The sequence below is a fragment of the Paenarthrobacter sp. NPDC057981 genome (assembly GCF_042886835.1).
Classification (GTDB): domain Bacteria; phylum Actinomycetota; class Actinomycetes; order Actinomycetales; family Micrococcaceae; genus Arthrobacter.
The window spans coordinates 283,705-309,714 of sequence record NZ_JBHVQI010000003.1; the positions used below are offsets into that span (position 1 = coordinate 283,705).

24 protein-coding genes are annotated in these 26,010 nt (G+C 63.8%); 14 read left to right on the forward strand and 10 right to left on the reverse strand.

Annotated features, from left to right (window positions below):
* Positions 1–62: 62 nt before the first annotated feature.
* From araB to ACFVSI_RS06085, 4 genes are read left to right on the forward strand one after another with little or no spacing between them, the layout of a single operon-like run.
* Positions 63–1,805 carry a ribulokinase gene (gene araB, locus ACFVSI_RS06070; RefSeq protein WP_387820771.1) on the forward strand — a complete coding sequence of 581 codons (1,743 nt, stop codon included), beginning with the start codon at positions 63–65 and terminating at the stop codon, positions 1,803–1,805.
* Entirely contained in the window at positions 1,802–2,509 is a 708-nt protein-coding gene (locus ACFVSI_RS06075) for an L-ribulose-5-phosphate 4-epimerase (RefSeq protein ID WP_387820774.1), read from the forward strand. The genes araB and ACFVSI_RS06075 overlap by 4 nt, the downstream gene beginning before the upstream one ends.
* Positions 2,510–2,567: 58 nt before the next feature.
* The gene (gene araA / locus ACFVSI_RS06080) at positions 2,568–4,088 is read left to right on the forward strand and encodes an L-arabinose isomerase (RefSeq protein ID WP_387820777.1); all 1,521 of its coding nucleotides are present in this window, start codon (positions 2,568–2,570) and stop codon (positions 4,086–4,088) included.
* On the forward strand, positions 4,085–4,993 hold the full coding sequence (locus tag ACFVSI_RS06085; RefSeq protein ID WP_387820779.1) for an aldose 1-epimerase family protein: 909 nt from the start codon (positions 4,085–4,087) through the stop codon (positions 4,991–4,993). Before araA ends, ACFVSI_RS06085 begins: the two co-directional genes overlap by 4 nt.
* 57 nt (positions 4,994–5,050) lie before the next feature.
* Here the strand turns inward: ACFVSI_RS06085 and ACFVSI_RS06090 are convergent, their stop codons facing one another.
* Genes ACFVSI_RS06090 through ACFVSI_RS06115 form a run of 6 tightly spaced genes read right to left on the reverse strand, consistent with a single transcriptional unit; the run spans position 5,051 to position 9,270 of the window.
* Entirely contained in the window at positions 5,051–5,893 is an 843-nt protein-coding gene (locus ACFVSI_RS06090; RefSeq protein WP_387820782.1) for a substrate-binding periplasmic protein, read from the reverse strand.
* A gap of 26 nt (positions 5,894–5,919) precedes the next feature.
* Positions 5,920–6,573 carry an amino acid ABC transporter permease gene (locus ACFVSI_RS06095; protein WP_387820783.1) on the reverse strand — a complete coding sequence of 218 codons (654 nt, stop codon included), beginning with the start codon at positions 6,571–6,573 and terminating at the stop codon, positions 5,920–5,922.
* Positions 6,570–7,208 (reverse strand): amino acid ABC transporter permease, encoded by a 639-nt coding sequence (locus ACFVSI_RS06100; protein ID WP_387820786.1) that lies wholly within the window; start codon positions 7,206–7,208, stop codon positions 6,570–6,572. Before ACFVSI_RS06100 ends, ACFVSI_RS06095 begins: the two co-directional genes overlap by 4 nt.
* Position 7,209: 1 nt before the next feature.
* Positions 7,210–7,980 (reverse strand): amino acid ABC transporter ATP-binding protein, encoded by a 771-nt coding sequence (locus tag ACFVSI_RS06105; protein ID WP_262276277.1) that lies wholly within the window; start codon positions 7,978–7,980, stop codon positions 7,210–7,212.
* Positions 7,981–8,003: 23 nt separating this feature from the next.
* A complete protein-coding gene (locus ACFVSI_RS06110) occupies positions 8,004–8,777 on the reverse strand; it encodes a hypothetical protein (protein ID WP_387820789.1) in 774 nt (257 codons plus the stop codon).
* Positions 8,770–9,270 (reverse strand): RidA family protein, encoded by a 501-nt coding sequence (locus ACFVSI_RS06115; RefSeq protein WP_306845855.1) that lies wholly within the window; start codon positions 9,268–9,270, stop codon positions 8,770–8,772. Before ACFVSI_RS06115 ends, ACFVSI_RS06110 begins: the two co-directional genes overlap by 8 nt.
* Before the next feature lie 218 nt (positions 9,271–9,488).
* Here ACFVSI_RS06115 and ACFVSI_RS06120 point away from each other — a divergent pair, with 218 nt between their 5' ends.
* Together ACFVSI_RS06120 and ACFVSI_RS06125 are read left to right on the forward strand one after the other, a co-directional pair.
* Positions 9,489–10,037: a type IV toxin-antitoxin system AbiEi family antitoxin domain-containing protein gene (locus ACFVSI_RS06120; protein ID WP_387820792.1), complete on the forward strand. Its 549-nt coding sequence runs from the start codon at positions 9,489–9,491 to the stop codon at positions 10,035–10,037.
* On the forward strand, positions 10,034–10,924 hold the full coding sequence (locus tag ACFVSI_RS06125; protein WP_387820795.1) for a nucleotidyl transferase AbiEii/AbiGii toxin family protein: 891 nt from the start codon (positions 10,034–10,036) through the stop codon (positions 10,922–10,924). The genes ACFVSI_RS06120 and ACFVSI_RS06125 overlap by 4 nt, the downstream gene beginning before the upstream one ends.
* Before the next feature lie 24 nt (positions 10,925–10,948).
* Here the strand turns inward: ACFVSI_RS06125 and ACFVSI_RS06130 are convergent, their stop codons facing one another.
* Complete coding sequence (locus ACFVSI_RS06130) at positions 10,949–11,866, reverse strand: LysR family transcriptional regulator (RefSeq protein ID WP_262276280.1); 918 nt, start codon at positions 11,864–11,866, stop codon at positions 10,949–10,951.
* A 127-nt stretch (positions 11,867–11,993) separates the two neighbouring features.
* Between ACFVSI_RS06130 and ACFVSI_RS06135 the strand changes: the two genes are divergently transcribed.
* On the forward strand, positions 11,994–13,274 hold the full coding sequence (locus ACFVSI_RS06135; RefSeq protein WP_387820798.1) for an amidohydrolase: 1,281 nt from the start codon (positions 11,994–11,996) through the stop codon (positions 13,272–13,274).
* 7 nt (positions 13,275–13,281) lie between these two features.
* The gene (locus tag ACFVSI_RS06140; protein ID WP_387820801.1) at positions 13,282–14,265 is read left to right on the forward strand and encodes a LysR family transcriptional regulator; all 984 of its coding nucleotides are present in this window, start codon (positions 13,282–13,284) and stop codon (positions 14,263–14,265) included.
* Positions 14,266–14,327: 62 nt separating this feature from the next.
* Here the strand turns inward: ACFVSI_RS06140 and ACFVSI_RS06145 are convergent, their stop codons facing one another.
* A complete protein-coding gene (locus tag ACFVSI_RS06145) occupies positions 14,328–15,344 on the reverse strand; it encodes a LacI family DNA-binding transcriptional regulator (RefSeq protein ID WP_387820804.1) in 1,017 nt (338 codons plus the stop codon).
* A 132-nt stretch (positions 15,345–15,476) separates the two neighbouring features.
* On the opposite strand from ACFVSI_RS06145, the gene ACFVSI_RS06150 reads away from it, so the two are divergent.
* From ACFVSI_RS06150 to ACFVSI_RS06165, 4 genes are read left to right on the forward strand one after another with little or no spacing between them, the layout of a single operon-like run.
* A complete protein-coding gene (locus ACFVSI_RS06150) occupies positions 15,477–15,839 on the forward strand; it encodes an L-rhamnose mutarotase (protein WP_387820807.1) in 363 nt (120 codons plus the stop codon).
* Entirely contained in the window at positions 15,836–17,002 is a 1,167-nt protein-coding gene (gene rhaI / locus ACFVSI_RS06155) for an L-rhamnose isomerase (protein WP_387820810.1), read from the forward strand. The genes ACFVSI_RS06150 and rhaI overlap by 4 nt, the downstream gene beginning before the upstream one ends.
* Positions 17,003–17,007: 5 nt before the next feature.
* Entirely contained in the window at positions 17,008–19,044 is a 2,037-nt protein-coding gene (locus ACFVSI_RS06160; RefSeq protein WP_387820813.1) for a bifunctional aldolase/short-chain dehydrogenase, read from the forward strand.
* On the forward strand, positions 19,041–20,504 hold the full coding sequence (locus tag ACFVSI_RS06165) for a rhamnulokinase family protein (RefSeq protein WP_387820816.1): 1,464 nt from the start codon (positions 19,041–19,043) through the stop codon (positions 20,502–20,504). Before ACFVSI_RS06160 ends, ACFVSI_RS06165 begins: the two co-directional genes overlap by 4 nt.
* Before the next feature lie 87 nt (positions 20,505–20,591).
* Here ACFVSI_RS06165 and ACFVSI_RS06170 read toward each other — a convergent pair whose 3' ends face one another.
* Positions 20,592–21,515 (reverse strand): AEC family transporter, encoded by a 924-nt coding sequence (locus ACFVSI_RS06170; protein ID WP_387820819.1) that lies wholly within the window; start codon positions 21,513–21,515, stop codon positions 20,592–20,594.
* Between the two features lie 126 nt (positions 21,516–21,641).
* Between ACFVSI_RS06170 and panD the strand changes: the two genes are divergently transcribed.
* Positions 21,642–22,073: an aspartate 1-decarboxylase gene (gene panD, locus ACFVSI_RS06175; protein ID WP_186313571.1), complete on the forward strand. Its 432-nt coding sequence runs from the start codon at positions 21,642–21,644 to the stop codon at positions 22,071–22,073.
* Between the two features lie 214 nt (positions 22,074–22,287).
* Positions 22,288–23,214, forward strand: coding sequence for an AEC family transporter (locus tag ACFVSI_RS06180; RefSeq protein ID WP_144660837.1), 927 nt, complete (start codon positions 22,288–22,290; stop codon positions 23,212–23,214).
* 91 nt (positions 23,215–23,305) lie between these two features.
* On the opposite strand, the gene ACFVSI_RS06185 is transcribed toward ACFVSI_RS06180, so the two are convergent.
* Complete coding sequence (locus tag ACFVSI_RS06185; protein ID WP_387820823.1) at positions 23,306–25,942, reverse strand: trehalase-like domain-containing protein; 2,637 nt, start codon at positions 25,940–25,942, stop codon at positions 23,306–23,308.
* Positions 25,943–26,010: the final 68 nt, after the last annotated feature.

A 26,010-nucleotide genomic window follows, 5' to 3' on the forward strand; every position in this document is an offset into this window, starting at 1 on the left:
CGTTCTTCACTTTTCCACCCCGACCCCCGGCAATGAGGCCCTGGCCAGCCGGATGGAGACCCATGAATACCTCTGAAAACCTCCCGCTCGATGAGCAGTTCGTCATCGGCGTGGACTACGGCACCCTGTCCGGCCGCGCCGTCGTGGTGCGCGTTTCGGATGGCGCCGAGATCGGCAGCGGCGTGTTCGAGTACCCTCACGCCGTTGTCTCGGACCGCCTCCCCACCAGCGGCCGCCGCCTCCCCGCAGACTGGGCCCTCCAGGTTCCCAACGACTACCGCGACGTCCTGCGCAACGCTGTGCCCGCCGCCGTCGTCGATGCCGGCATCAACCCGAAGAACGTGGTGGGCATCGCCACCGACTTCACCGCCTGCACCATGGTTCCGACGACGGCGGACGGCACGCCGCTGAACGAACTGGAACGCTTCGCGGACCGGCCCCACGCGTTCGTCAAGCTGTGGCGTCACCACGCCGCCCAGCCGCAGGCAGACCGCATTAACCAGCTGGCTGAAGAGCGCGGCGAGGCCTGGCTCCCCCGCTACGGCGGCTTGATTTCCTCAGAGTGGGAATTCGCCAAGGGCCTGCAGCTTCTCGAGGAAGACCCCGAAGTCTACGCAGCCATGGAGCACTGGGTTGAAGCGGCCGACTGGATCGTCTGGCAGCTCTGCGGAAGCTACGTCCGCAACGCCTGCACGGCCGGCTATAAGGGCATCTACCAGGACGGAAAATATCCCTCGGAGGATTTCCTGGCAGCCCTGAACCCTGACTTCAAGGACTTTGTCAGCAGCAAGCTGGAACACACCATCGGGCGCCTGGGAGATGCCGCGGGCTTTCTCACCGAAGAAGCCGCCGGCTGGACCGGGCTTCCGGCGGGAATCGCCGTGGCGGTAGGCAACGTGGACGCCCACGTCAGCGCACCCGCCGCAAACGCTGTGGAACCCGGGCAGCTGGTCGCGATCATGGGAACTTCCACCTGCCATGTCATGAACGGTGACGTCCTGCGCGAAGTACCGGGCATGTGCGGCGTGGTCGACGGCGGCATCGTGGATGGCCTGTGGGGCTACGAAGCAGGCCAGTCCGGAGTGGGCGACATCTTTGGCTGGTTCACCAAGAACGGTGTTCCTCCCGAATACCACCAGGCCGCAGCAGCCCGGGACCAGAGCATCCACGAGTACCTCACGGAACAGGCGGAGAAGCAGGCGATCGGCGAGCACGGACTGATCGCCCTGGACTGGCACTCGGGCAACCGCTCAGTGCTGGTGGACCACGAGCTTTCCGGCGTGGTGGTGGGCCAGACGTTGGCCACCAAGCCTGAGGACAGCTACCGGGCCTTGCTGGAGGCCACGGCCTTTGGGACCCGCACCATCGTGGATGCCTTCCGCGATTCCGGTGTTCCGGTAAAGGAGTTCATCGTGGCAGGGGGCCTCCTGAAGAACAAGTTCCTGATGCAGGTCTACGCAGACATCACGGGCCTGCAGCTCTCCACAATCGGTTCCGAACAGGGTCCGGCACTTGGCTCAGCCATCCACGCCGCCGTTGCTGCCGGGAAGTACGCGGACATCCGGGAGGCCTCCGCTGCCATGGCCGCCGCGCCAGGGGCTGTGTACACCCCGATTCCGGAGAACGTGGCCGCTTACGAGGTGCTCTTCCAGGAGTACAAGGCGCTCCACGACTACTTCGGCCGCGGAACCAACAACGTGATGCACCGCCTCAAGTCCATTCAGCGCCAGGCGCAGGGCGCAGGCGGGGTGTCCGAACCGGCGTCGAACTCCTCTAACGACGACGCTGAGCGGGTGTCCGCATGAGCACCCTCCTGGACACCATCGCGAAGGTCCGCAAGGACGTCTGCGAACTCCATTCCGAACTGACGCGTTACGGACTCGTGGTCTGGACGGCAGGCAACGTTTCCGGCCGTATTCCGGGCCATGACCTGATGGTCATCAAGCCCTCGGGTGTTTCCTATGACGACCTCACACCCGAGCTCATGGTGGTCACCGATCTTTACGGCACCCCAGTCCGGGGCATGAACACCGGCAGCGGCGGCACCATCGACTGGGGCAATCCCGACCTCTCGCCGTCCTCGGACACCGCTGCGCACGCCTACGTGTACCGGCACATGCCAGAGGTCGGTGGAGTGGTGCATACCCACTCCACCTACGCCACGGCATGGGCGGCCCGGGGCGAGGAAATCCCCTGCGTGCTGACCATGATGGGTGACGAATTCGGCGGGCCCATCCCCATAGGCCCGTTCGCCCTGATCGGGGACGACTCCATCGGTCAGGGGATCGTGGAGACGTTGAAGGATTCGAACTCTCCGGCCGTGCTGATGCAGAACCACGGCCCGTTCACCATCGGCAAATCCGCCCGGGAGGCCGTCAAAGCGGCCGTGATGTGCGAAGAAGTGGCCAAGACAGTGCACGTCTCGCGCCAGCTCGGGGAGCCACTTCCCATCGACCAGGCCAAGATCGCATCGCTCTACGACCGTTACCAGAACGTTTACGGCCGCTGAGGCCGACACCACCGACCACCCAGCCGCCGCTTTACGCCCATACCCAGGAGCCATCACCATGCCCAACGCCAACAACACCTCGCTCGACCAGTACGAGGTCTGGTTCCTCACCGGCAGCCAGCACCTCTACGGCGAGGATGTCCTCAAGCAGGTCGCTGCGCAATCGCAGGAGATTGCCAACGTCCTGAACGCTGCCGGTGATGTGCCCGTGAAGCTCGTCTGGAAGCCCGTCCTCACCGATTCCGACGCCATCCGCCGCACGGCCCTTGAAGCGAACTCGGACGATTCCGTCATCGGCGTGACCGCCTGGATGCACACGTTCAGCCCTGCCAAGATGTGGATCCAGGGCCTCGACGCCCTCCGTAAGCCGCTGCTCCACCTGCACACCCAGGCCAACAGGGACCTCCCCTGGGCGGACATCGACTTCGACTTCATGAACCTCAACCAGGCGGCCCACGGCGACCGGGAATTCGGCTACATCCAGGCCCGTCTCGGAGTGCCGCGGAAGACCGTCGTCGGGCACGTCTCCAACCCGGAGGTCGCCCGTCAGGTGGGCGCCTGGCAGCGCGCCTCTGCCGGCTGGGCCGCGGTCCGGAACCTGAAGCTCACCCGCTTCGGTGACAACATGCGCAACGTCGCCGTCACCGAAGGCGACAAGACCGAAGCCGAGCTGCGCTTCGGCGTCTCGGTGAACACTTGGTCCGTCAACGAACTCGCCGAGGCGGTCCACACCGCGGAAGAGTCCGACGTCGACGCCCTGGTTGCCGAGTATGAGCGCCTCTACGACGTGGCTGACGAGCTGAAAGCGGGCGGTGCCCGCCACGAATCACTCCGCTACAGCGCCCGGATTGAACTGGGCCTGCGCAGTTTCCTGGAAGCCAACGGTTCCGCGGCCTTCACGACCTCTTTCGAGGACCTCGGCGAACTCCGGCAACTCCCAGGCATGGCCGTCCAGCGGCTCATGGCCGACGGTTACGGCTTCGGAGCCGAAGGTGACTGGAAGACCGCCATCCTGGTCCGGGCGGCCAAGGTCATGGGTTCGGGGCTGCCCGGTGGCGCCTCGCTCATGGAGGACTACACCTACCACCTGGAACCCGGCTCGGAGAAGATCCTCGGGGCACACATGCTCGAGGTTTGCCCGTCGCTGACCGCGAAGAAGCCGCGCGTGGAGATCCACCCGCTGGGGATCGGCGGCAAGGAAGATCCCGTCCGGATGGTCTTTGACACCGATGCAGGGCCCGGCGTCGTCGTCGCGCTGTCCGATATGCGCGACCGGTTCCGTTTGGTCGCCAACGCCGTGGACGTCGTCGACCTCGACCAGCCACTGCCCAACCTGCCCGTGGCCCGCGCGCTCTGGGAACCGAAGCCGGATTTTGCCACCTCGGCTGCCGCGTGGCTGACCGCCGGCGCCGCCCACCACACGGTACTGTCCACGCAGGTGGGCCTCGAGGTGTTTGAAGACTTCGCCGAGATCGCCCGCACGGAACTGCTCACCATCGACGAAGGCACCACCATCAAACAGTTCAAGAAGGAGCTCGCCTGGAACGCCGCCTACTACAAACTGGCAGGCGGCCTGTGAGCGCTGAATTCACGCTGAAAGCCGGCGCCTACGAGGCGGTTGTCACAGAACGCGCCGCAGCGTTGCGTGTCCTGCAGTTCGAAGGACGCGACCTTGTGGTTCCGTTCCCTGAAGGCGGTCCGATCCCGGACTACCGTGGCATCATCGCCGCGCCGTGGCCCAACAGGATCGCTGACGGCAGGTACACCTTCGACGGCGCCACCCACCAACTGGCGGTCAGCGAACCGGAGCGGGACACGGCGCTGCACGGGCTCGCTTACCCGCTCGACTGGACCGTGAAGGAGCACGACGCCGGTTCGGTCACCTTGACGTGCACGGTGGGACCGACGTCGGGCTATCCGTTCGTGGTGGAACTCTCGACGCGGTATGTCCTGGACGAAACCGGGCTCCACACGTCTGTGACCGCCCACAACGCCGCAGATGTTGCCGCGCCCTACGGCGTCTGCCCGCACCCGTACTTGGTGGCGGGTTCTTCGCCCCTGAACGAGTGGATCCTTGAAGCACCTGCTTCCTCGTTCCTCGAGGTCACGCCCGACCGCCTGCTGCCGGTTTCGCTGGAGCCCGTGGAGGGGCATGAGTTCGACTTCCGTGCGGCCCGTCCGATCGGCGCCACCGAAATCGACCACGCCTTCACGGACATAACGTTCGACGCCGGGCTGGCGCGGCTGTCGCTGCGCGACCCGGCGGGCACCGGCGTCGGAATGTCGTGGGACGAAAGGTGCCTGTGGCTGCAGATCCATACGGCTGACAAGCCGGCACCCCTTCCGAGCCGGATTGGACTGGCCGTGGAGCCGATGACCTGTCCCCCGGACGCCTTCAACAGCGGCACGGACCCGATCCGCCTCGAACCCGGAGCCGAGCACACCGCGTCCTGGACCATCTACGCCCTCCAGCAACCCAACTAGGGGACAGCACACGTCCTACTGAGCACTCAGTGGACCAGGTGCTGTCCCCTACTTGGGTCAGCCGATCAGGCGGGCCGACCCCGTCTCCACCGCCGAGGCCGGGAAGCCGTTCTTCACCACGATCTTCTCCAGGCTGCCATCCTTGCGGAGGCTGTCCACATAGTCGTTCAAAGCCTTGAGCAAAGCCGTGTTTCCCTTGGTCACCGGCAGGCAGGTCTGAGGCGGTTCGAGGGAAGCCTTAATGGCGTTGTCAGGCTCCAGAACTTCTACCTTGAGGCCGTTGCTGTTGTTATGGGCCTCCCCGAAACCGTCGATTCCTACGTCCAGCCGGCCGGACTTGAGGTCCTGGAACAAGTCCACCGGCGCTTTGTAGAGCTGGAGGTCCCCGCCGAGGTAGCTCTTGGCGTCATCCACCCAGACGTTGCCGTTGACGGTGCCGACCTTCTTGCCCTTGAGGTCAGTGACTTTGTTGAGACCGTCCTTGGAGATCAACACCATCTGGTCTGGGTAGATCGGGTCGGTCAGATCCAGGATGTCGGCCCTCGCCTTGGACCGCCACCAGCCGCCTGTCGCGACGTCGGCGCGGCCACCTTGGACTGTGGGGATAACTGCGGCGGCAGCAGCGGAAACAGTGGTGATGGAGAGGCACTGCTTCTGCGCAAAGCCCATGAGGATATCTCCGTCAACGCCTCCGAGCTCATTGCCCTTGAACGTTACGTAGGGAGGCGCTTCGTAGACAGCCACCGTCAGGTTGCCCTTCTTAATGGTGCCGAAGTCCGACGCAGCTTTGCAGTCTGCGGGGACCTTGGACCCGGCCGCTTCAGTGCTACCGCCGCAGCCACTGAGCGCAGCAGCCAGCGTCAATGCAGCCACGGCCGACGCGATCATTCGTAGTTTCATTGTGGTTCCTTTGCCTAATTGGCGTATCAACGGTGACGCGCCAAACGATGCTCAACGAAGTTGCTCAGGGAACTCGCGGGAATGGTGATCAAGGCGTACATGAGGCCCGCGAGGGTGAGGATGCTCAAGTAGCGGAACGTGATGGAGCCGATGGAGTAGGCCTGGCTCATCAGTTCCGGCATGGCAATGGTGTAGGCCAGGGAGGTCGCATGGAACACCATGATCGCGAATCCCATGAGCGGCGGGATGGCGATTCTGATCCCTTGCGGAATCACGACAAATCGGAGGATGTCCCCGCGGGCCATCCCCAGGGCATGACCGGCTTCAATTTCTCCGGCGGGCACTGCCTGCAAGCCGCCACGGATGATCTCGCTGGTGTAGGCCGCGGTAGTGAAGGCGAGCGCCAGCGATGCTGCGACGAAGGAGGTCAGCGTCATCCCGGCCGAGGGAAGGCCAAAGTAGAACAGCTGCAGGACCACCAGGGCAGGAGTTCCACGACCTACCTCGATCACACCGATCGACAGGACCCGCACCGGCCGGTTTCCCGAACTCGCGCCGAGGGCCAGAACAAGTCCGGCGGGCAAGCCAATCAGCAGCGTTACCAGCGTCAGCTGCAGGCTCACTCCGAGCCCGGCCAACAGGTCCGGGAAGTAATCCACCCAGTCGTTGAAGAATGTCATCGCGCAACCCGCTTTCGGAGCTTGGCGTCCAGCAACCTTGTTGCCCAAGCGCAGGGAATGGTCATGGCCACGTACAGCCCGGCTGCCCACAGGAAGGGCACGATCGCATCACCGGACACCGTGGATTCATGGCTCGCCCAATAGATGGTGTCCTGGACACCGATGACCGAGGCCACGGAGGAGTCCTTGAGCAGTCCTATGGCGAACGTGGCAGCAGCGGGAATGGACACGCGCAGAACCTGCGGACCGATGACGCTGAGCAACGTCGCAGCGCGTGAAAGGCCCAATGCGTCGCTGGCTTCCCACTGGCCGTCATGGATGGCTGTCAGCCCGCCACGGTAGATTTCGGCCATGTAGGCGGAAGAGACCAGGCCGAAGCCAATCACAGCAGCCGCGAAGGAACTGAGCTCAATCACACCCGTTCCTACGCCGAAATAGATGATGAACAACCATGCCAATGGCGGGATCCCGCGCAGCAGTTCAATGAAGGAACGCGCGATGAACCGCACTGCCGCCAGCCGGGACCGGCGGCCCAGGGCCAACGGGATGCCACCGATGGCGCCAACCAGAAGCGAGGAAAGTGTCAGCGCGAGCGTCATGGAAACGCCCTGCGCCACCACGCTGAGGTGATCCATGTCAGCGCTCCAATACGGCACGCAGGAACCGGCGGGTGCGGTCCATGGCGGGAGCAGTGAAGACGTCGGCAGGGTCGCCTTCTTCGAGAATGGCACCTTCGGCCATCACCACTACGCGGTCCGAGACATCCCTGGCGAACTGCATCTCGTGGGTGACCACCACCATGGTCATCCCTTCAGCGGCCAGCTCACGCATGACCGCCAGAACCTCAAGGCCAACTTCCGGGTCCAGGGCCGACGTCGGCTCATCGAACAGCATCACCTGCGGGTCCAGAGCCAGAGCCCGGGCGATTGCAATGCGTTGCTGCTGGCCACCGGAACAGCGGCCCGGATATTGCCTGGCCTTGTCTGCCAGCCCTACACGCTCCAGGAGTTTCATGGACCGTGCGTCAGCTTCTGCCCGGCTCCTGCCAAGGACGCGTTCTTGTGGAAGGGAGATGTTCCGCAGCACTGTCATGTGCGGGAAGAGGTTGAAGGACTGGAACACCATGCCCACGTTGCGGCGTAGCCGGACCAGGTCCTTATGGCTGATCTCCGTGCCGGCCACCACCTGGTTTCCCTCAACGGTGATCCGTCCGCTGTCCGGGACCTCCAGCAGGTTGATGCACCTGAGCAGGGTGCTCTTTCCAGCCCCACTGGGACCGATGATGGCGATGACCTCGCCTTCACGGACAGACAGGGACACGTCATTGATGACGGTGTGGTCCCCGTACCGCTTGACGACTGATTCCAGCGAGATGGCGGTCCTGCCCTGCTCGGTGTCTTCATGCATGACTGACTCGTTCCTGACCTGTGTCATTGGCTCAAGGCGGCGCTGACAGGCGCCGGTGCCGCACCGGCGTCGAACCCTTTGCCCAGGGCGTTCAACGCAAAAGAGGCGATATCGAGGATCGGCACGTTGGTGTATTTGCGGATCTCTTGGCGGAATTCGGGCAACAAAGTGCACTCAAGGACCAGGACACCAACATCGGCGAAGCGGCCACCGGGCCCGAATTCACGCTTGACCACCCTGGCGACGCCCTCCTTCAGCAAGGCTTGGTCCCAGCCGTTGCCCAGCGCGTGATCGTTGGTCAGCATGGTTGCCCAGCCGGGCTCGCCTTCCATGCCGGCAATGACGATCTGTGGCGACAAGGGGTGACCGGCCAACAGCTTGGCGGCGAGTGACTCCGAGACCGTCAACACACCGATGTAGCCGCTGGACAGCACCGAGGCGATGGGGAGCAGGTCCAGCCCACTGGTGATCACGTTGGTCGTCTGGCGTTTGTCCTTGCGGGCGTAGAAGAAGAAGCCGCAGTCGGTGATGACCAAGGGGCAGTGCGCCAGCTTCTTGCTCGCGTTCCAAAAGGCCTCCACAGCTTCGGGCTCACCGTTCACAAGAGGCTCCACCCGGGCACCCCGCGCCACCGCGTAGGCCACGGGAAGGCCTTGCCAGCTGGCGGGATTCTCGAAGAAGCCCACGGGATTGTCACTGATGCCGGGCGCATCCGGGGTGAGGCATTCCACGTAGTCCACCGGATACGAGTCGAGGTCGCAGAGGATTACGCCAAGCTGGGGCTTGACTTCAGTCATTGCCGGCCACCTCCACGGGAACGTCGAGCGTTGCCTGGCTGCCGCCGTCGAACGCTTCTACGCGGGTGGCGGCACTGCCGACAATCGCGACGGCGTTGACCTCCACCCGGATGCCCGGCAGGTTCAGCTCCTCACCGATCAGGATGCCGGTCGCCGTGGGGCCGGGCGCGGGGAAGTAGCTGAAGCGGATGTCGTAGGTACGCTGCCATTCTTCGTAGCTGAGCTCGCCGGCGTAGAAGGTGTTGAACTGGACGACATCGCCCATGGTTCCGCCGAGGCTTTCGATGACCCGTTTCAGGGATTCCATGACGTTCTTGCACTGCGCCACGATGTCGCCGGGGTTGTTGACGTTGCCGTCAGCGTCGAGGTCCTCCTGGCCACCCACATAAATCATGTCCCCAACGCGGATGCCGTGGCTGTGGTTGATCTTGAAGTGGCCTGGCACCTGCCAGTGTCCGGGAACCTCTGCGAAGCGTCGTTCGAGGGTGGTCATTTTTCGTTCTCCTTTGTGGTGATCGTCACTGATCACTTCAAGCATGGAACGAAAAAAGGGCTTTTAACCCGGCAACAGTGCGAGGTCTGCTGGGGCTGCCGCAAGAGATTCTTGCGCCTGGGTTAAAGGCCCGACGGCGGCCCTGGCGGCTTAGGCGGCTGCGGCACCCAGGAGCCCGCAACATGCCAAAAGGTGACCAAAAATGATAACCTTTTGGCATGACAAAGGTGAGTGAGCTGCGGGAGCTCGGTATGGACAACGGAGGTTTCGTGGAAACGGAATCGGCCGTGGCCGTCGGCATGGACCCGAAAGCACTCTCGCGCATGGCTCTCCGGGGACGGCTGACTCGAGAGTTGCAAGGCATTTATCGGTTCCCGGAAATTCCAGTAGATGAGACCACTGAATACCGATTGGCCCTCCTCTGGGCCGGACCAGAGGCGGCAATAGATTCCGAGAGTGTACTGGTCGCCCTGGATCTTTGCGACGTTAACCCTCGTGAACTCCATGTAGCGGTCCCTCCAGGGGTTCGGGTGCGGCGCAAGGGTAAGGACCACTATCGACTTCACAAAGCCAGGTTCGATGTGGAGTATCACCGCGGTTTACCGATGGTGTCAGTACATCAGGCCATCGGCCGGGCGCTGGAGCAAGGCCTCAGGCACGATCTGGCGCGCCAGGCGATCCACAATGCAACCCGGTGGGACCTGATCCCGGACTCGGAAGCGCGTCACTTGCGCCAACAATTCAACCTTGAAGGGGCCCGCCGGTGAAGTACGAAGGACTGCAAGACAGAACTAGACCGGCGAAGACGGCCACATCCCTCCTGGCGGGAATTCGCAATGTCGACACGGGCGAACCGGAGCAAGTGACTACGTGGACAATCGCCGCAAGTGTTCTCATGGCGGCGCTGCAACGCCAAAAAGGGACGGACGGCCGGCCCGTGTTGCGCCTGAAGGGCGGCGCATACCTGGAGTGGCTACTGCACCCCTCTGCCCGGGCAACCCAGGACATCGATACCGTCTTTACGGAAGAAGCGGACCGCTTTCAAACGTTCCTGCAGGACGCTGTAGCCCAGCCCCTGGGCGACTTCTCGTTCATTTTGAAAGCCCGCGCCGGGGAGATTGATGTGCCCGTTGCGGCCGTAAACCCGCGAAGGCACGAAATACAGGTCGTGTTCGCAAGGAAGTTACTCCGCAAGGTGGTACTGGAAGTATCTTTCAGCGAGGGCGGCCTGGCTGATTCGGCTGATGAAGTGCTGGCCCCTCGCCTGGAACCTTTTGGGGTACCGACACCTTCCCACACGATTGCGTCAATCTCTCCGGAGTACCAGATCGCACAAAAGATGCACGCTTGCACCGGCCCAGGCCACGAAGACAGGGAACGTGACGTCCTGGACATCCTGTTGCTTAAACGCAATGTTTTCGACAGCGGAAGAGACACCTCGGATGTGAATCAAGCGTGTCTCGATATCTTCGAAGTCAGGGCCTTGAATGCCGGAAAAGCCGGCCTGCAAACCAAGTCATGGCCGACGAAGATAGCTGCACACCACAACTGGGGTGCCGGATTCGCCCACCTCGCCGAATCCCTCGGCGTCGATATTGACCTGCAGGCAGCTATTTCAGAAATCAATGACTGGCTCTCGGACCTACGGAGTTAAGCGCCCGACGGCGGCCCTGGCGGCTTAGGCGGCAGCGGCACCCAGGAGCCCATGGACTTCGTCCAGGACGGCTTTCACGATTGGCCGCCGGGCGTCGCTGCTGCGCGTTACCGTGAGCACCCGGCGTTGGATCCGGGGCTTGTCGAAAGTATGGATTCCCACCGGCGCCACCGCACTGTCCACGGAAAATGGCGGGAGCAAAGAGATGCCCCTTCCCCGCGAAATGGCTTCGACCAAGAGCAGAAGATCGTCCACAACCCACCGGCTGTTGGGTTCGAATCCCTCGTTCCGGCAGGCGAAACGGACCGCCTGTCCGCAGGCACCCACCTCTGGGGTCAACACCCAGTCCGCGTTCTTGAGGTCGGTCAACTTCAGCCGCGGCGGCACAACGAAGTCGGGTGGAGTGATCAAGGCCAATGGCTCGCTCATGACTTCCCTGGTCACCAGGTAGTCGGGAAAGGCGACGGGCACATTGTCGTAAAGGTCCACAATCGCGATGTCCAAAGCACCGTTCAGCAATTGCTCGATGCTGTCCACCGGCTCAACAACGTTGACTGTCAGTTCGACGTCGGGAACACTCACCTCGAGCTTTTCGGCGACCGGCAGCAGTACGTTCCGGGCAAGGGAGGGAATGGATCCGATCCGGACCCGACCGGCAAGCTCGCCGCTGAGCTGGTCCATCTCGGCGCGGGTCGCTTCCAGGAGCCGGACCACCGCGCGTGCGTGCTCTACGAGAATCTCCCCCGCACCCGTCAGCCCGACGCCCCTCGATGAGCGGTCCAGGAGCTGGACGCCGGTTTCCCGTTCCAGGATGCTGATTTGCTGCGAAACAGCTGAGGACGTGATGCCCAGAACCCGGGCCGCGCCCGCCAGGGATCCTTGCTTCGCTACCTCATTGAGGAGGCGCAGCCTGGTGACGTCCGGGAGGGGCTTTTCGGTCATGAATCATTCTTGCACAATAAGCTGTTCTTAAGGCACTTGCAGATGTATCTTAAGTAAAACAACGAGCCAGGCCTGGCGACAACGACGCCGCCGCTTGGCCGGCCTACCTCCCCCGAAAGGACGCCACGTGAACCCCGTGGATACGCCCCCGTCCCCCTTGGCCCTGACCGGCATCCTCGGCGCCCCGGACTCACTTGCCAGGAACATCACCGCCACCATCGATGACCTCACCCCGGACCTCCAGGAACTCAGCCACGGAATTTACGGCATCGCGGAAGTCGGCTTTGAGGAACGGCTCTCCGTAGCCTTCGCCGCCGAATTCCTTCGCTACAGGGGCTATCCGGTCCAGGTGGGAAGGTATGGCCTGCGCACTTCGCTGCGTGCCGAAGCAGGCTCGGGCTCACCCAAAGTGGCCGTGCTTGCCGAATACGATGCCCTTCCGGGGGTGGGCCACGGATGCGGGCACAACGTCATCTGCGCCGCGGCCGTAGGAGCCTTCCTCGGCGTCGCCGCGCATGTTGAAGAGCTTGGCGGCTCTGTTGTGCTTATCGGCACGCCTGCAGAAGAGAACGGAAACGGCAAGGAACTCCTGGCCCGGGCAGGCGCCTTCGACGACATCGACGCCGTCGTGATGCTGCACCCCTTCACTGGGGAGTACGAGGTTGCTTCCTTCGCATCACTGGCCGTCCGCGACGTGGAGGTGACGTACCACGGGGTGGCCGCCCACGCTTCGTCGGCCCCGCATATGGGCCGCAATGCCCTCGACGCCGTGGTGGCCGCGTACCAGGGGATCGCGGCCCTACGCCAACACATCCCTGCGACCGACCGCCTGCACTGCCTCATCACGGAAGGAGGTACGGCGGTGAACGTCGTCCCCCACGTGGCGCGCGCCGTCGTCGAAATCCGCTCCCTGGACCCTGCCGGGCTGGTGGACATTTCGCAGAAAGTGCAGGACGTCCTGGAGGGGGCGGCGCTCATGACAGGCACCCGCCTCGAGACCACCTGGGACCCATTCCCCGCCTATCTTCCCGTCCGCAGCAATGACGCATTGGCAGCCCGGTACCACGGGCATATGTCCGCGCGGGGCCGGAGGATCACATTGGAGACTGAGCTGGTGGGCGGTGGCTGGTCCACGGATCTGGGCAACGTCAGCCTGCGCATCCCGTCGATCCATCCCACAGTGAGCATTTCCCGCGAAACTGCCGTGATGCACACGGAGGAGTTCGGCCAGCACTCCATCAGTCCCGTGGGCGACGCCGCAGTGGTGGACGGCGCCGTCGGCTTGGCCCTGTCGATTGCCGACTACCTCGCGGACGCCCGGCTCCGGGAACAGGTGCAGCTGGATTTTGAAGCCGCGGGCGGCGCCGTTGATGTCGAACAGCTGCTCACGCCACCCACGCAGAAGTAGCAAGGCCATGCTAAATCCAGTTCATTTGCGCACACTCTCCGTGGTCCTCCGTACGGGCTCTTTCGCCGACGCCGCGCGCGAAATCGGCTACACCGGCTCGGCCGTCTCGCAGCAGGTGGCGGCGCTGGAGCGGGCCGTGCAGGCGCCGCTGGTTGAGCGCGACGCCCAGAGCATCCGCCCCACGGAGGCTGCCAAGTTCCTGGCCGCACGCGCCCACGACATCATCAATGCCCTGGGTGCACTCGAAGACGACATGAAGGGCTTCAGCAAGGGCGACTACGGCCTCATGCGGCTGGGCAGCTTCAGCACGGCCAGCCAAAGGCTCCTGCCGGGAGGATTGGCCTCCTACCTCCGCAGGCACCCGAACTCCTCAGTGGAACTGGAGGAGAGCGGACCTGCGGAACTTGCAGCCATGGTCCGGGATTCGACACTGGACGTGGCCGTGGTGTTCCACTACGACCTCGTCCCCCAAAAGTGGCCGGCCAATGTAGTGTCCGTCCCTCTGCTGGCCGAGGAACTGGTGCTGCTGCTTCCGGAGGGCCACCGCCTGGCGGGAATGGACGCCATCACAATGCAGGACCTCGCTGGGGAGAACTGGGTATCCACAAAGGAGGACTCCTCGGGCGATGCCTGCCTCAGGCATCTATGCGCAGGAAGCGGATTCACTCCCCGCATCAGTGTGCGGAGCAACAATTGCGATGCCATCCGCAGCATGGTCAGGTCCGGGCTCGGTGTCGCTTTGGTTCCCGCACTGGACCACGTCCCCACGGAGGGGATTTTCGCCACCAGCATCCGTGGTTGCACGGCCCGCAGGCACATCTCGGCATTGCGACAGAAGACGGAGGCGGGGATATCCATCACCAGTGTCATCCAGTGCCTGGGCCGCTCGGCCGACCGGTTGGCTGTCTCCACCCCGGGCCTGTTCCGTCAGACGAAGCAGCCCGACGCGGTGGTGCCGGTGGAGTACCTGGCCGGGCTCCGCGCGTCGTAATCCCGCCCAACTAGGGGACAGATAACGTCGCTCTGAGCCGTCAGTGGAACGTTATCTGTCCCCTAGTTGGGTACGGGGGCGGTGCTTTGGCGGACCACGAGTTCGGGGGTGAACACGACGGCGCGGTGCTTGGTTCCGTTGCTTTCCTGCTCTTCCGCGAGGAGCTCGACGGCGGTCCGGCCCAGTGCCTCGGTCGGCTGGCGGATGGAGGACAAAGGAACGACGGCGGAGGTTGCGAAATCGATGTCGTCGTACCCGATCAGGGCAATGTCCTCAGGGATGCGGACGGTGCGCAGCATGGTCAGGGACTGCATGACTCCGAGCGCAAGAAGGTCATTGGAGCAGAAGACAGCATCCGGGCGCTCCCCGGGCGCACGCTCCACCAGATCGTTGCCCACCTGACGCCCGGCCAGCACCGTTTGCCCGGCAGAGTCGAGCACTTCGATGGACGCTCCCGCCACCTCAGCGGCCGCCCGCTGCGCGCCCTTGAGACGGTGCGCCACTTGGCGGATCGCGGGACTTCCGACAAAAACCAGACTACGGCGGCCGATGTCCAGCAGGTGTTTGGCCGCCAGATAGCCGCCTTCCTCATCATCGACTGAAACTGAACTGCAGCGTTCGGTGTCGGCCAGCTGGTCCACAAGTACGGTCGGCACGCCGCGTTCACGGAGGTTGTCGATGCGGTCCGCGACGTCTCCCACCGGAGACAGCAGGAGCCCTTGCACGCGCTGCTCCTGGAAGAGATCCATGTAGTGCGCTTCCCGCGAGGCGTCCTGCCCACTGTCCCCTACCAGCACAACGCTCCCCAGCGCGGTGGCGGCGTCTTCGGCCGCGCGGGCTACGGAGGAAAAGAAGGGGTTGCCGACATCCAGCACCACCAAGCCAATGGTGCGGCTTTGGCCGGCGCGAAGTTGGCGGGCGGCGTCATTGCGCACAAAGCCCAGTTCTGCGATCGATTTGAGGACGCGCTCTTTGGTCTTGGCGGAAACCCTGTCCGGATAATTCAGCACGTTCGAGACTGTGCCCACGGCAACGTTGGCGTGTGTGGCAACGTCCTTGATGCTGGCTGTTTGGGACATGCGTTCCGTTCTCGCTGGCTTCTCACCGACTCAAGTCAAGGGTCAGTAACGTCTTGACACCCTCGTTTGCCCGAGGGTAATTTGAATCGTAACAAATGAAACGATTCAAAGACGACTAACCCGGAGATCCGCATGAGGGTATGTTTCCGCTCCTCCGTCCAGCCGGAGTTGATGGACGAGTACAAGCGACGCCACGCGGCCGTATGGCCCGAGATGCTCCGCGCCCTGAAGGATTCGGGGTGGAACAACTACTCCCTTTTCCTGGCGCCGGACGGCCAACTCATCGGCTACCTGGAGTGCGAAGCCTACGAGGCCGCACAGGCCCGCATGGCTCTCACCGACGTCAACGCACGCTGGCAAGCCGACATGGCCAGCCTTTTCGCCGACAGCGACGTCCCTCCCGATGAGGGCTTCGAAATTGTCGAAGAAGTTTTCAACCTTGAAGACCAACTGGCCGCGGCCAGCAACTCAACCCATCAGAAGGAACAAGCATGAACACCACAGAATCGGCCCTGGGCCGCTTGGGAGAATTGGCCATTGAAGTGCCGTCCTGGGCCTATGGGAATTCGGGGACCCGGTTCAAGGTCTTCGGGACGCCGGGCACGCCTCGCACCGTGCAGGAAAAGATCGCCGACGCCGCGAAGGTCCACGAGCTCACGGGGCTGGCTCCTACTGTGGCGCTGCATATCCCGTGGGACAAGGTGGAGGACTACGCTGCGCTTCGCGAATATGCGGAGGGGCTCGGCGTTGCTTTGGGCACCATCAACTCCAATACTTTCCAGGATGATGAGTACAAGTTCGGTTCCCTGACTTCGTCCAACGAGTCTGTGCGGCGCCGGGCGATCGATCACCACCTGGATTGCATCGGGATCATGCACGCCACGGGTTCACGGGATTTGAAGATCTGGCTGGCTGACGGGACGAATTACCCGGGTCAGGACGACATGCGCGGCCGGCAGGACCGACTCGCGGAAAGCCTGCAGGAGATCTACGCGGCTTTGGGTGACGAACAGCGGCTGGTGTTGGAGTACAAGTTCTTCGAGCCGGCTTTCTACCACACCGATGTTCCGGACTGGGGTACCTCCTATGCGCAGACACTGGCCTTGGGTGAGAAGGCCTTCGTGTGCCTGGACACCGGCCACCACGCCCCGGGCACCAACATCGAGTTCATCGTGATGCAGCTCCTGCGCCTGGGCAAGCTGGGCTCGTTCGACTTCAACTCCCGCTTCTACGCCGATGACGACCTGATCGTGGGCGCGGCTGACCCGTTCCAGTTGTTCCGCATCATGCACGAGGTCATCCGCGGCGGCGGCTTCGGGACGGACTCCGGCGTCGCGCTGATGCTGGACCAGTGCCACAACCTGGAGGAGAAGATCCCGGGCCAGATCCGCTCGGTCCTCAACGTCCAGGAAATGACCGCCCGGGCCCTGCTGGTGGACACCGCCGCGTTGAACGAAGCCCAGCGTTCCGGGGATGTCCTGGCCGCCAACGGCATTTTCAACGATGCCTTCTATACCGATGTCCGCCCGGTCCTGGCACAGTGGCGTGAATCCCGCGGCCTGCCCGCCGACCCGATCGCTGCTTACAAGGCCAGCGGCTACCAGAAGAAGATCAACGAGGACCGCGCAGGCGGCCAGCAAGCCGGATGGGGCGCCTGATTCTTATGAGCATCAAGACTGTTGAAGAACTGATTTCCCGCTCCAACCGCCTCGGCGCGGACAAGCGGAACACCAACTTCGCCGGTGGCAACACCTCCGCCAAGGGCATCGAGAAGGACCCCGTCACCGGGCAGGACGTCGAGCTCCTCTGGGTCAAGGGTTCCGGCGGTGACCTCGGCACCCTGAAGGCCGAGAACCTTGCTGTTCTCCGGCTGGACCGGCTCCAGGCGCTCAAGTCCGTTTACCCCGGCGTCGAACGTGAAGACGAAATGGTGGCCGCGTTCGATTACTGCCTGCACGGCAAGGGCGGCGCGGCCCCGTCGATCGATACCGCCATGCACGGACTGGTGGACGCCGCGCACGTTGACCACCTGCACCCGGACTCGGGCATCGCGATCGCGACGGCGGTGGACGGCGAAGCGCTGACGTCCAAGATTTTCGGTGCCAAGGTGGTGTGGGTTCCCTGGCGCCGCCCCGGGTTCCAGCTCGGCTTGGACATCGCCGCGATCAAGGAAGCCAACCCGCAAGCCATCGGCACCATCCTTGGCGGGCACGGCATCACCGCCTGGGGCGCCACGTCCGAGGAAGCCGAGGCCAACTCCCTCTGGATCATCGACACCGCCGAGAAGTACATCGCCGAGAACGGCAAGGAACAGCCCTTCGGCCCTGCCCTGCCCGGCTACTCCGCCCTGCCCGAGGCCGAGCGCCGCGCCAAGGCAGCAGCGTTGGCTCCGGTGATCCGCGGCCTGGCCTCCACCGACAAACCGCAGCTGGGGCACTTCAGCGATGACGCCGTCGTCCTTGAATTCCTCGCCGCCGCCGAGCACCCGCGTCTGGGCGCGCTCGGCACCTCCTGCCCGGACCACTTCCTGCGCACCAAGGTCAAGCCCCTCATCCTCGACCTGCCCGCAGACACGTCCCTCGAAGACTCCGTGACCCGGCTCAAGGAACTCCACGCCGAGTACCGGCAGGATTACCAGGCGTACTACGACCGCCACAAAGACGCCGATTCCCCGGCGCTGCGGGGCGCCGACCCGGCGATCGTGCTGGTCCCTGGTGTGGGCATGTTCTCCTTCGGCAAGGACAAGCAGACCGCCCGCGTGGCCGGTGAGTTCTACCTCAACGCGATCAACGTGATGCGCGGCGCCGAGGCGATCTCCACCTACGCCCCCATCGAGGAATCCGAAAAGTTCCGCATCGAATACTGGGCGCTGGAAGAAGCCAAGCTCGCCCGGATGCCCAAGCCCAAGTCCCACGCGACCCGCATCGCGCTGGTGACCGGTGCGGCGTCGGGCATCGGCAAGGCGATCGCCACCCGTCTGGCGTCCGACGGCGCGTGCGTGGTGATTGCCGACCTGAACCTTGAAAGCGCGCAAGCCGTCGCCGAGGAACTGGGCGGACCCGACGTCGCCATCGGCGTCCAGGCCGACGTGACCGACGAAGCCCAGATCGCCGCCGCGATCCAAAAGGCCGTGCTCGCGTTCGGCGGCCTGGACCTGGTGGTCAACAACGCCGGCCTGTCTATCTCCAAGCCACTGCTGGAAACCACCGGGAAAGACTGGGACCTGCAGCACAACGTCATGGCCAAGGGCTCGTTCCTGGTCTCCAAGGCCGCGGCGAAGGTCATGATCGACCAGGGCCTGGGCGGAGACATCATCTATATCTCCTCCAAGAACTCCGTGTTCGCCGGCCCGAACAACATCGCCTACTCCGCCACCAAAGCAGACCAAGCCCACCAGGTCCGGCTGCTCGCCGCTGAACTGGGCGACCACGGCATCCGCGTCAACGGCATCAACCCCGACGGCGTGGTCCGCGGCTCGGGCATCTTCGCCGGCGGCTGGGGCGCCAAACGCGCAGCCGTGTACGGCGTGGACGAGGAAAAACTGGGCGAGTACTACGCCCAACGCACGCTGCTCAAGCGCGAAGTCCTCCCCGAACACGTAGCCAACGCCGCAGCCGTGCTCACCAGCAACGAACTCTCCCACACCACCGGCCTCCACATCCCCGTGGACGCCGGCGTCGCGGCAGCTTTCCTGCGGTGAGTGCCGTCCTTGGTGATGTCGACGGCGGCGTTTTTGCCGCCGTCGACATCGGGGCCTCCTCAGGCCGTGTCATGCTCGGCCACGTCTCCCCCTCCACAGGCGTCTCCCTCGAGACGATCCACCGCTTTCCCAACGGCGTCATCGAGCTCGACGGCGGCCTCCGCTGGGACTTCGAGGCCCTCTTCGCTGAGGTGCTCGAGGGCCTGGCGGCCGCAGCTTCCGTTGCCGCTGCCCGCGGGGAGCGGATCGCGAGCATTGGCATCGATACGTGGGCTGTGGATTACGGGCTTGTGGATTCTGCGGGAACGTTGGTCTCCGTACCGTTCAGCTATCGGGACGAGCGCAGCCGGGCTGCCGTAGCCCGAGTGCATTCCGTCATCCCTCCGGAGAAGCTCTACGGGACCACCGGCCTGCAGTTCCTCAACTTCAACACGGTGTACCAGTTGGCCGCCGAGCGTTCGCTTAAAGGCCTGCAGGCGCTGCTCATCCCGGACCTGGTCGCCTTCCGGCTCACCGGCGAGCGCCGGACCGAGGCGACCAACGCGTCAACTACGGGCCTGTTGGACGCTGTTTCCGGTGAGTGGGCCACGGATTTCCTGGACACCCTGGGCCTGCCCCGGGACATTTTCCCGCCACTGATCCAGCCTGGGGAATCCGTAGGTGCGCTCCTGCCGGCGATCGCGGAGCGTACGGGGCTTCCCGCGGACACCGAAGTGCTTGCCGTCGGTTCGCACGACACTGCATCTGCCGTTGCCGCAGTTCCGGCGTCTGCAGAGAACTTTGCCTACATTTCCTCGGGAACGTGGTCGCTGGTGGGCGTGGAACTGGATAAGCCCGTGCTCAGTGAAGCCAGCCGCACAGCCAACTTCACCAACGAACGCGGCGTTGACGGAACCGTCCGGTACCTGCGCAACGTCGGTGGACTCTGGTTGCTCAGCGAATGCCAACGTTCCTGGACCGCCCAGGGTTTCACCCAATCCTTGCCCGCGTTGCTTGAGGCCGCCGCCGCACTCCCGGCGGGCGGGCCAAAGATCAACGCCGACGACCCCGCGTTCACCGCCCCGGACAACATGCCCGAACGCATTCGCGCAGCCGTGCGGCACAACGGTGGCGTGCTCGCGGACCGTCCTGCCGCCGTCGTGCGGTGCATCCTGGACAGCCTCGCCGCCGCCTACGCCCGGACACTGGACGACGCCGAACGGCTCACCGGCCGCGCGACGTCGGTGGTGCACATCGTTGGTGGCGGGTCACAGAACCAGCTCCTGTGCCAGCTGACGGCAGACGCAACGGGAAAGCCTGTGGTGGCCGGCCCTGTGGAGGCTACAGCCCTGGGCAACGTCCTGGTTCAGGCGCGGGCTGCAGGTGTGGTGAGCGGGGGCTTGGCTGAGCTTCGGGCGCTCGTTAGCGCGGGAACGGAGTTGGTGCGGTACGGGCCTGCGTGCATTCACGACCCAATTTGATTCCCAAAAGGTCCGGAACCAACCGATTCAGGTTGTTTCCGGGCCTTCCGGCGTCAAAAGTGGGTCGTGAAGGCACGCCCAAAACCCTCACCCCATCACCCACGCAGCGCCCAGCAGCAGCGGCACCGCCAGCATGGACGTGACCACCGCCGTCGACTGCGCGATCTTCTGCCCCACGCCGTACCTGAGCGCATAGAGCACCACATTCTGGCCGGTGGGCAGGATCGCGCAGGCTGTGACAACGAACGTACTGAAGGGATCCAGCCGGAACACCAACACCGCCAGCACCCACGCCATCGCCGGTTGGATCACGGACTTCAGAACGATGGCCAGGGTAGTGGGCGCACGGTCCCCTATCCCCTGCCCGGCAGACAGCCCATGCAGTGACATGCCGAAGATGATCAGCATGAGCGGCACCGCGAGTTGCGCCACCAGCTTCAAGGGATCGAGGGTCCAGTCCGGCAGTTCCAGTCCCAGGGCGCTCACCAGCACGCCGAGGATGGCGGCAACCGTCACAGGATTACGGAAGGGCGTGGCAAGGATCCGCCACACGGATACTTTCGTGGCCGTGGGGTTGGTCAGGTCCAGGATGGTGAGCGCGATCGGTGTCACCAGGGCCAACTGGAACAGCATGATGGGGACGACGTACGTAGTGCTGCCCAGGATGTACAGGGACAACGGCACGCCCAGGTTGGTGGAATTCACAATCCCGGTGGCCAGAGCGCCAATGGTGGTCCGCCTGACTCCCCAACGGAAAGCGGCACCACAAACGGCGAAGACCAGCATGACAGCCGAAGCGGTCGCCACCGAGATCAGGCCGGTCGGGCTCAGGATGTCGGAGATGTGGCGCGAGGCAATGGTGGAGAACATCAAGCTCGGCAGGCCCACCATGAACGTCAGGGTCGAAAGCACTTTGCTCCCCTGCGGCCCCAGGGCATTTGTCTTGCCCAGAATGTAGCCCACCAGCAGGACCACGCCTACTACAAAGAAGCCCTTCAGTACTCCGTCCAAGCTTCTTATCCTTCAGTTGGGCTGTTGCCGACCCTAGCGATAGTAACCGTTTTCACCAGCGCAAAGGCCCGAACGTCTGCTACGTCACAGCGCCGGAAGAGGGTCCCGCGCTAAACTGGTGGCACTATGATCCGCACAATGTTCAAGTCCAAGATCCACCGCGCAACGGTGACCCACGCCGATCTTCACTACGTCGGCTCAGTCACTGTCGACCTGGACCTCCTGGACGCGGCCGACATCCTTCCCGGTGAGCTTGTCTCCATCGTGGATGTCACCAACGGTGCCCGGCTGGAAACCTACACCATTGCCGGCGAGCGCGGTTCCGGCGTGATCGGAATCAACGGCGCGGCCGCCCACATGGTTCATGTCGGCGACACAGTCATTCTCATCACGTACGCGGAGATGACCACCGAAGAGGCGCGGGCCTACGAGCCCAAGGTGGTCCACGTTGGCAAGGACAACAAGATCGTTCAGCTCGGCAACGACCCCGCCGAAGCCCACACACCCGGCCTCATGCGCCCGCCGCACGCGCTGAGCAACGCGGCGCACCTCAGCTAAGTTTCAACAACAACGCTCGACGTCGGCACTCACCGGAGTGCCGGCGTCGCAGTTTTTGTGCAGCTACCGCCCCTAAAAGGGCCCCTTAGGCTCATTAGGTGTACAAAAACTCCGGGTCCACATGGCGGAACGTGTACCTGAAAACGCTTACTCAGGCAGCAGTTCTGGCTAGGCTGTAGTTCGTGAACCAACGAAAACCCGCCCGAACGCTGTCATGATCGGCGTCCTGTCCGGGTTCTTCGTGGTGTGGGCCATCATCCTGGTAGGCATGTTCGTTGGGCGGCGCAACATCCTGGGAGAGAATGCGCGATCAGTCCTGAGCTCGCTGACGTTCTTCGTGGCCAGTCCGGCACTGCTGTTCGAGACCCTGAGCAAAGCGAAGCTTCACGATGTCTTCGCCGCGCCCCTCCTGGTCACGGCCGTGGGTGCCGTGATGACCGGGCTGCTGTTCTTCCTTCTGGTGAAGTTCTGGCTCAAACGCTCCATGCCGGAAGCCCTCATGTCGTCCATGAGTGCATCGCTGGCGAACTCCGCGAACCTCGGCATTCCGATTGCCGTGTTCGTCCTCGGCGATGCCAGCTACGTGGCGCCGCTGCTGATTTTCCAGTTGGCGTTCTTTACCCCGATGTACCTCATGGCCTTGGACGCCAGCACCAGTTCGCACCGCACCACTCCCCTGCGCTTTGTCCTGATGATCGTCAAGAACCCGATGATTGTGGGCTCGGCCCTTGGCTTGCTGGTGGCGGGTACCGGCTTCCAGCTGCCCACCCTTATTCTCGAACCCATCCATCTCATTGGCGGGGCCGCGATTCCGGCGATGCTGATGGCGTTCGGCATGAGCCTGAACGGTTCACGGCCCTTGCAGAAGTCCTCCGGACGCCGGCTCGACACCCTGTTGGCCAGCGGCTTCAAACTCGTGGTGCATCCGCTGGTCGCGTACCTTTTCGCCAGATTTGCCTTGGGAATGGACGGGCATGCACTGTTCGCCGCGGTGGTCACGGCAGCCCTGCCCACGGCCCAGAACGTGTTTGTCGCGGCCAACCGCTACCAGGCCGGAATCACCGTGGCCAAGGACACTGTGCTGATCACCACGATCGTGGCCGTCCCGGCGATGATCGCAGTGGCGTTGCTGCTCACCTGACACCCCCTCTTACCCAACTAGGGGACAGATAATGCTCCACTCAGGCCTGGGTAGAACGTTATCTGTCCCCTAGTTGGGTAACCAAGGCGGGCTATTCGACGTCGGCGGAGGCCAGGTAGTGGTCCAGGAGCTGGGCGCAGCGGATGAAGCCAAGGTGTGAGTACGCCTGCGGGTGGTTGCCCAAATGGGTTTCGGTCGCGGGATCGTACTCTTCGGGCAGCAAACCGGTTGGACCGAACAAGGCCACCAGCTGGTTGAATAACTCAAGCGCGTCATCCAAACGACCCACGGCCAAGTACGCCTCGATCAGCCAGGTGGTGCAAATGTGGAAGCCGCCTTCCAAACCCGGCAGGCCGTCGTCGTACCGGTAGCGGAAAACAGTGGGCCCCACCCGCAGCTCCCGCTCCACAGCGGTGACCGTGTCCAGGAACCGTTGGTCCTGCACATCCAGGAGCCCGGAAAGACCGATGTGCAGGACCGCCGCATCGAGGTCGGGACTGTCGTAGGCCACGGTATAGGACCGCGCCGACTCGTCCCAGCCATCGCGAAGGACCTCGGCGCGGATGATCTCTGCCTCAGGCGCCCAGTCAGCGTGAGCGACGCGGCCGTGCTTCGCCGCAGTTTTCACGGCACGGTCCAGCGTCACCCAACACATCGTCTTGGTGTAGACGTGGTGCCGGGGAGCGCGCCGGGCCTCCCAGATGCCGTGGTCGGGCTCATGCCAACGCGCCATGACGGCATGCGCCATCTGCTCCATCAGGAACCAGTGCTCGTCGGGCAGGAAGTCCTGCCGTTCGGCAAGATCGGCGATCAACTCGGCGATGGGACCAAACACGTCCAGCTGGACCTGATGGTCAGCCGCGTTTCCAATACGCACCGGACGCGAACCGGCATAACCGGGCAGGCTCTCCACGATCGCTTCCGTGGACAGGGGCGCGCCGGTGACCGAATACAGCGGGTGCAACCATTCAGGCCCGGGCGCATTGTCCAGGATCCGGCCCAGCCAATCCAGGAAACCGTGGGCCTCGTTGGTGGACCCCAACGACACCAGCGCATTGACCGTCATGGACCCGTCGCGCAGCCAGCAGTAGCGGTAATCCCAGTTGCGCGTCCCGCCGATTCCCTCCGGCAACGACGTCGTGGGGGCGGCCAGGACAGCGCCTGTCGGCTCGTGAACCAGCGACTTCAGCACCAGGGCAGACCGGCGGACCAGCGACGGTTTCATGGTGGGCAGCTGCAGCGTCCTGACCCACTCGCGCATGTCACGTCCGACGGCGGCACGCCTCATGGGCTCACCGTCCGGGTCTGCGGGCGGCGGCTCGGTATCACCGCAGCGCATGTTCAGGACAACGGGCCCGTCACCGAGCGCGACTTCCGCGGTGGCAGTTGCGAAGCGGCCGTCGCTGGTGATGGTGAAGGCAACCCCGGGGGCCGCCAGGATGATGGGATCCGAGGTGCCGAGGATGTGCACTTCGTCGCCTCGGATCTCCATGCTGAACGGGGCGTTGGCGTAGTCGGGGCGGGGCGCAAAAACCACGCGCGCCGAACCGGTCCCGGACAAGACGCGGACCAAGCTGGTGATGCCCTCGGGAGCAGGTTCCAGGTAGTCGGTGACAGTGACGTCAGTCCAACGGGTCTCAACAATCATGGTGTTGTCCACGTAACGCTGCGCCAGCACCGGCGAGGGCTTCACCGGTTCGATGCTGAAGTGCCCGGCGGGGTCGCCGCCCAGGATATGGGCGAACAATGAACCCGAATCGGGCAAGGGGTGGCTCATCCAACAGACCTTGGCATCCGGTGTGAGGAGTGCCGTGGATGATCCGTTGCCGATCATCGAGTGCCGTTCCAGGCCCACGGCGTCCTCACCGAACAGCCATGCGCGCCGGAGTTCGAACAACAAAGCCAGCACGCGCGCAAAGGCTTCCGGGTCCGGAATGGTGTGTCCCGCCGTCGTGCTCCCTGGCCCCACGTGCAATCCAAGGTCGGGGCCGCGCAGGGTGGCGAGCGCCTTCTCATCGCTTTCGGCATCGCCGGCGTAAAGGGCAGCGCTGACGCCAAGCCGTGCGCGCAACTGCTCCAGCGCCTGACCCTTGGCGGGCTCCTCCACGGTGAGGTCCAGAACGGACCCGTCCACAATGAAGTAGAGGCCGAACTCGATGGCGATTTTCTGCGCGGCGAACGTTGCTCTTTCCACGACTTCCGGCGTCGCGGGACGCGTGTGGACACCCACCCCTACCGGTTTCCGCACAACGCTGATGCCCTTTTCGAAACCCACAGCTTCCGTGAGGGCAGTAGTCACCTGCTGCAGCAGCTGCTCCGTGGCGAGGGAGAGCGTATAGGCGTAGCCCATGTCGAATTCGACACCATGTGAGCCCACCAAGTGAACCTCGGCCGGCAGACGGGACACTGCCGCCAGGTCACGCAATGACCTGCCGGAAATGATGGCGGCGTGCGTGTTGGGCAGGGCAGCAAGTGCCCGGAGGGCGACGGCCGCACTGTCCAGGGGCAAGGTTTCGGTGGAGACGCCTTCGGCCGAGCAGAGGGTCCCGCCGTAATTGCAGGCCACCAGGAGGCCCGGGACCCGCGACAGGATCTTGAGCTCCGCAAACAACGCGGGCGTGATCCCATTCTCCGCGTCGGACTGAAGAACCGTTCTCAGCAGGCCAAGAGGAAGTGACTTCATCAGCAGTGCTGAATCGGCGACTGTCTGGTTTAAAGGCGCAGGCATAGCGAATCCTTCCGAAGCGGATAGCTAAAGTTTCCGCCCGATGGGTTTCGCTTGCCTACCTCCTTTAT